The organism is Aeromicrobium sp. (genome assembly GCF_014378035.1).
Lineage (GTDB): Bacteria > Actinomycetota > Actinomycetes > Propionibacteriales > Nocardioidaceae > Aeromicrobium.
On the sequence record NZ_JACMOM010000155.1, the window covers coordinates 1 to 5,052 of the forward strand.

A 5,052-nucleotide genomic window follows, 5' to 3' on the forward strand; every position below is an offset into this window, starting at 1 on the left:
AGGATCCCCTCCCGGAAGGCGGTTCAACCGACGCCAGAGGGCACAAGAGGCGCCAAATGCGGTGCGCGCGAAGACGAGAATTCGCGCCGATATGGCCGGTCGAAAGGGCACTGCGAGGGACCTTGACCCGCTGTGAATCGACGAGTTATAGGGAAGAACGGTGGGGCGAGCGGGGAGGCTCGGGCGGACGCCGTCGGAATAAGTGTTCACACAAAATGATTTGTGGGTACAGTTGTTCCCGAGCCAGATTGGGGACGTGATGCAGAAGACTGCTTCGACGCAGCCGTTGGGCGCGCTGCCGACAACGTTCACCTTTGCTCAGGCGCGCGAGGCGGGCCTGAGCAAGTACACCCTGTATCGCCTTCGGGAAGGAGGGCACGTCGAAGCAATCAGCCGCGGCCTGTACCGGCAGGCGGGCGCCGAGCCCGCCGACATCGACCTGCTTGCCATCGCCGTCAAGGCGCCCCGGGCCACTCTGTGCCTGGAGAGCGCGCTGGCCCGCCATGGGCTTTCCGATGCCATCCCGGTTGCCCCCGACGTCGCACTGCCTCGCGGAACGCGAATTCCTGCCACGGACGCACTTGCCCGTTGGCACCACTTCGCGCCGTCAACTTTCGACATCGGCCGGGAATGGCTGGCCCTCGATGGAGCCATCAGCATCGGCCTCTACGACGCCCCGCGCAGCATTATCGACGCGTTCCGAATTCGGGCCACCGAAGGCCACGAGCTGGGGTACGAGGCGCTGCGCCGATGGCTGCGCGCGTCGGGCTCCCAACCCGGCCAGTTGATCCGCCTGGCCGGCCAGTTTCCCAAGGCCGAAACACCACTGCGGCTGGCTCTGGCGGCGTTGTTGTGAATCGGCCAACCCGAAATACCCCGGACGGTGACGCCTACCTTGACATCCAGAAGATGGCCAAGGCCGATGGTCGATCCACGGATGAGCTGCTGGCGTTGTACGCCCTCGAGGGCTTCCTTGATCGGCTCAGCACCTCATCAAGGGCAGACGACCTCGTGCTCAAAGGCGGTGTGCTTCTGGCCGCCTACGACACCCGGCGTCCCACCCGTGACATCGACCTGCTGGCTACGCACCTGGCAGGCGACGCGGACACCGTCCTGGCTCTGGTCCGTGACATCGCGGCAGTTCACAAGGACGACGGTCTGGTATTCGATGCGGGCAGCGCCACTGCCGAAGTCATTCGGGACGAGGAGGAGTACTCCGGGGTGCGCGTCAGGCTCATCGGTCATCTGTCACGCGCGCGCATCGCGTTCCACGTTGACGTCAACGTTGGCGACCCCATCGTGCCCCCGCCAGGACTGGTCGAGGTGCCTCGCCTTCTCGGGGGAGCCATCACCGTGCGCGGGTACCCGCTATCCATGGTGTTTGCCGAGAAGATCGTCACGGCAGTCCAACGCGGGACGGTTAACACTCGCTGGCGTGACTACGCCGACATCGCCCTCCTCAGTTCGGCGCACGACGTCAACGGCGACGAGCTCGCGGCCTCCATCGATGTGGTCGCCACGCACCGTAACGCCACCCTGACGCCGCTGGACGAGGCACTGGCCGGTTACGCCGAGATCGCTCAGAACAAGTGGAGTGCTTGGGTCCGCAAACAGCGACTCACCGACCGCCTCGATCAAGACTTCGCCGGCGTCTTGCAGGACGTCTTCACGTTCGCCGGACCTGCCGTCTCTGGCGCAATCGAGGGACTTACGTGGGTTCACCGCGTCGGCCGTTGGACGCACTGATGCACAGTGCAAGGCCCAACCACCTACGGAGCACCGTGTCTGAGTGCAGCTACACCGCCGACGACCTCACCTACCTCGAGGGGCTCGAGGCCGTGCGCCGGAGACCGAGCATCTGAGCATTTGGGCTGGCCCGTGCGAGGCACGTCAGACCCGCGGGGCGGGTGCCAGCCCGGGCCCGCTTAATATGACCTGCGTCACGGTCAAGGGGGGGTGTGGGAATGGACTGGTAAACCTAGCTGTCGTCACTTGCGACAGCACCGAGTGCTCCTCGTCCCCGCGCCACGACCACACCTCGTGGGCCCGCTCGCGGGGCGCTCCCACGGGGATGGGGATGGGCACATGAGGAAACTTCGACACGCCAGCAGGGCAATGATCACCGCGGCAGCCGGGCTGCTGGTTGCGGGCCTGGTGCCGGTCGGCGCCGCGCACGCCGACACGGCCGGCCCGATTACCTTTGAAAGCTCCGGCTTCAGCACCGGGAGCGTCAACGGGCAGAACGGCTGGTCGAGCACCGGGGCCTACGACCAGGGGGTCGTGGCCAGCAGCCGGTACACCAGCTTCGGCAGTCAATCACTGCGGATCTCCAGCGCGGTCACCAGCGGCTCCTTCAGCGACCAGACGTTCTCCCCGCAGTTGGCCAGCCCCGCCGGTGAGTCCCCGGGGCTGCTGCCGCACTTCGACGCGACCCTGCAGGTCGGGACCACCCAGGACGGCGAGCAGACCGGCCTGCACCTGACCGTGAGCCCGGACAACGGCTCCGGCGCAAGGATGAGCTACCTGCGCCTGGAGGACCAGACCAACGGGGTGCACGTCTTCTTCGACGACGTCACCGACCCGCGCCCGGTGGGCACCGCCGCCACCTTCAACGAGTCCGACATTGCCACCTTGGACCGGACCAGCGCGCACACGCTGCGGTTCTCGATCGACTTCTTCACCGGCCCGGGCAACGACGTCGTCAAGATCTTCATCGACGGCGCGCTGCGGGCCACCGGGACCACCTGGGAGAACTACTACCGCTACGACCCGGAGCAGGCCCCCAGCAACACCATCTCGCCGACCTCCTCGCTGCTGCTGCGCGAGGGCGGGACCGCTGCACCGGGCACCGCCGGTGCCGGGTTCCTGGTCGACAACGTGAGCCTGGCCTCAACCGCCACGACCACCGCCTGCGGCTTTTCCACCAGCGGCACCACCATGACGCTGCTGGCCAACTGCACCACCGACCACACAATCCTCGTCCCGGACGGCTTCACCCTGGAGGGCGCCGGGCACACCATCACCGCCATCGACCCGACCGGTGGCCACTTCACCGGCGCGGTCGTGACCAACGCCGGCGCAAGCGCCAACGTGCACAACCTGGTCGTCACCGCCGCCAACCTGGCCACCGTCTGCGACGCGTTCCCGGCCAGCCTGGCCGGGATCCGCCTGGACGGCGCGTCCGGGGCGATCACCGGCGACACCGTGACCGGCCTGCAGCAGGGCAGCGCCGGCGACGGCTGCCAGGAGGGCAACGCCATCGAGGTACGCAACACCGCCGGGGTCGGGACACCGGCCGTGAGCGTGACCGGGAACACCACCGCCAGCTACCAGAAGACCGGCGTGCTGGTCAAAGGGCAGGTGTCGGCTGTCGTGACCGGAAACACCGTCACCGGGTACGGCCCGGTGAACTTCATCGCCCAGAACGGCATTCAGGTCAGCTTCGGGGCCAGCGCCCAGGTCGCCGACAACACGATCAGCAACAACTTCTACACGCCGAAGTCAAACGACGCGTGCGGGCTGCTGATCTACCAGGCCGGCGGGGTCAAGGTCGGCAAGAACACCTTCTCCGGCAATGAGAAGAACCTGTGCAACGTCGCCCGCGGAGGCACGTTCGGCGGCGTCTGAACCACGGACCGCTGCTGCGCAGCGCAGGAACGGTTAGCAGCACCGGGCGGGCCCTGGGACATTGCGTCCTGGGGCCCGCCTGTGTGCACCCCTGCGCCGGCGGGCGCCCGCTTCGTGAGGCCCGGGGAAGCAGCCTCGACGCGCCGATGCGTTGACGTTCCGCAGCGCCCGCGCACGGTCCCAGGCCCTACCCCCGACCTACGGAGCACCCGTGTCCCCGTCCAGCTACACCGCCGACGATCTTACGTACCTCGAGGGGCTCGAGGCCGTGAGGCGCAGACCAGGCTCGCTCATCGGCAGGAGCGCACCCAATGCAGATGAGTGCGTTGCTGTGGGTCGAAGATATCGGCTGCAGACCCGTAATAGTCTCGCCCGACGAATCCGACGTGCGACTGTCAGCCGGCCTCTCGATCGAGCTCGTGTTCGACTGCTCGCCGGATCCAGTTGGAGACCGACCGGTCATCAGCGGCCGCGCGATTTCGGATCTCGCTGAGGAGCTCCTCGGGGAACCGTACGGGCACAGGCGCGCTGAGCTTGGCCTTACGACGCACAGGCGGTCCTTCGGGCACCTGATTGTCCGGCTGGGCGTAGAAGGCGTTCTCCTGCTCTGGCGTCATGTTTGTGTTGGTCATCGGTCCTCCCTGAAACGTTTTGCGAGGTGGGCGGCTGCCAGGTAGCAACCGATTGGTCGGCACCTACTGGGGTCACCCGTTGTTGAGGGGCCAGGGGCACCATCAAAACCTGCCCACCGACTTCGGCGACCATGAGCCAATGAGCGGGCGGCTTGGCGGGATAGAAGAACGGCTCACTTGCCCACATGTCTCTGATGTCGTCCACGCCCAGATGTGGGTGCTTGAACAGGTGGCCGACCTGGCGATCGATCTCAAACGGCCAGTCATCGTCAAGGAGATTGAGATCAAACCGTGCCACAGCCACCCCGTCATCGTATTACAACTGACTACCGATGACTACGGTTCGTGCCTGCTTGTTGTCCCGTGTGACGCAAGCGCGCTCCGTCAGCAGATCCGGCAATTCCTTGCCGGTCATGGGAGCTGCCTTTGGCGCGACAGCTCTGGACTCTGCATGCACACGGGAGTCGCCCCGTTTCGTGCCAACAATTTGCTAACCGCAGTCCGGATCTGATCGGGCATCACCACATCGCCATGTCCACGGCCAGGCGTGGCAGCGATGCCCCTGGCAGGCGATGGACGCCCTGGGCGCTACTCGTAATGAATAGGTCATCGGTTCGATTCCGATAGGCGGCTCCGCGAAGAACCCCAGGTCAGAGGCTTAATGACCTGGGGTTCTCGGGTTCAAGATCCGGGCTTGCCAACGGTGTGCCAACAGGGCCGCTGTGCCTGGGTCGGCACTGCTCTCATTGGCCGCAACGGGGGTGGCATCGTGCCCAGGCTTGATCGCGGTGGA

Annotated in this window: 5 protein-coding genes; 4 read left to right on the forward strand and 1 reads right to left on the reverse strand. The window is 66.1% G+C overall.

Annotated elements, in window-relative coordinates; translation table 11 throughout:
• Window positions 1–259: 259 nt before the first annotated feature.
• From H7290_RS08150 to H7290_RS08160, 3 genes are all read left to right on the forward strand, one after another.
• Complete coding sequence (locus tag H7290_RS08150; protein WP_366927613.1) at window positions 260–856, forward strand: type IV toxin-antitoxin system AbiEi family antitoxin domain-containing protein; 597 nt, start codon at window positions 260–262, stop codon at window positions 854–856.
• Window positions 853–1,746: a nucleotidyl transferase AbiEii/AbiGii toxin family protein gene (locus H7290_RS08155; RefSeq protein ID WP_290513526.1), complete on the forward strand. Its 894-nt coding sequence runs from the start codon at window positions 853–855 to the stop codon at window positions 1,744–1,746. The genes H7290_RS08150 and H7290_RS08155 overlap by 4 nt, the downstream gene beginning before the upstream one ends.
• 339 nt (window positions 1,747–2,085) lie before the next feature.
• Entirely contained in the window at window positions 2,086–3,627 is a 1,542-nt protein-coding gene (locus H7290_RS08160) for a right-handed parallel beta-helix repeat-containing protein (RefSeq protein WP_290513527.1), read from the forward strand.
• A 395-nt stretch (window positions 3,628–4,022) separates the two neighbouring features.
• Here the strand turns inward: H7290_RS08160 and H7290_RS08165 are convergent, their stop codons facing one another.
• Entirely contained in the window at window positions 4,023–4,259 is a 237-nt protein-coding gene (locus tag H7290_RS08165; RefSeq protein WP_290513528.1) for a YlcI/YnfO family protein, read from the reverse strand.
• Between the two features lie 139 nt (window positions 4,260–4,398).
• Here H7290_RS08165 and H7290_RS08170 point away from each other — a divergent pair, with 139 nt between their 5' ends.
• The gene (locus tag H7290_RS08170) at window positions 4,399–4,770 is read left to right on the forward strand and encodes a hypothetical protein (RefSeq protein ID WP_290513529.1); all 372 of its coding nucleotides are present in this window, start codon (window positions 4,399–4,401) and stop codon (window positions 4,768–4,770) included.
• The last annotated feature ends 282 nt before the right edge of the window (window positions 4,771–5,052 follow it).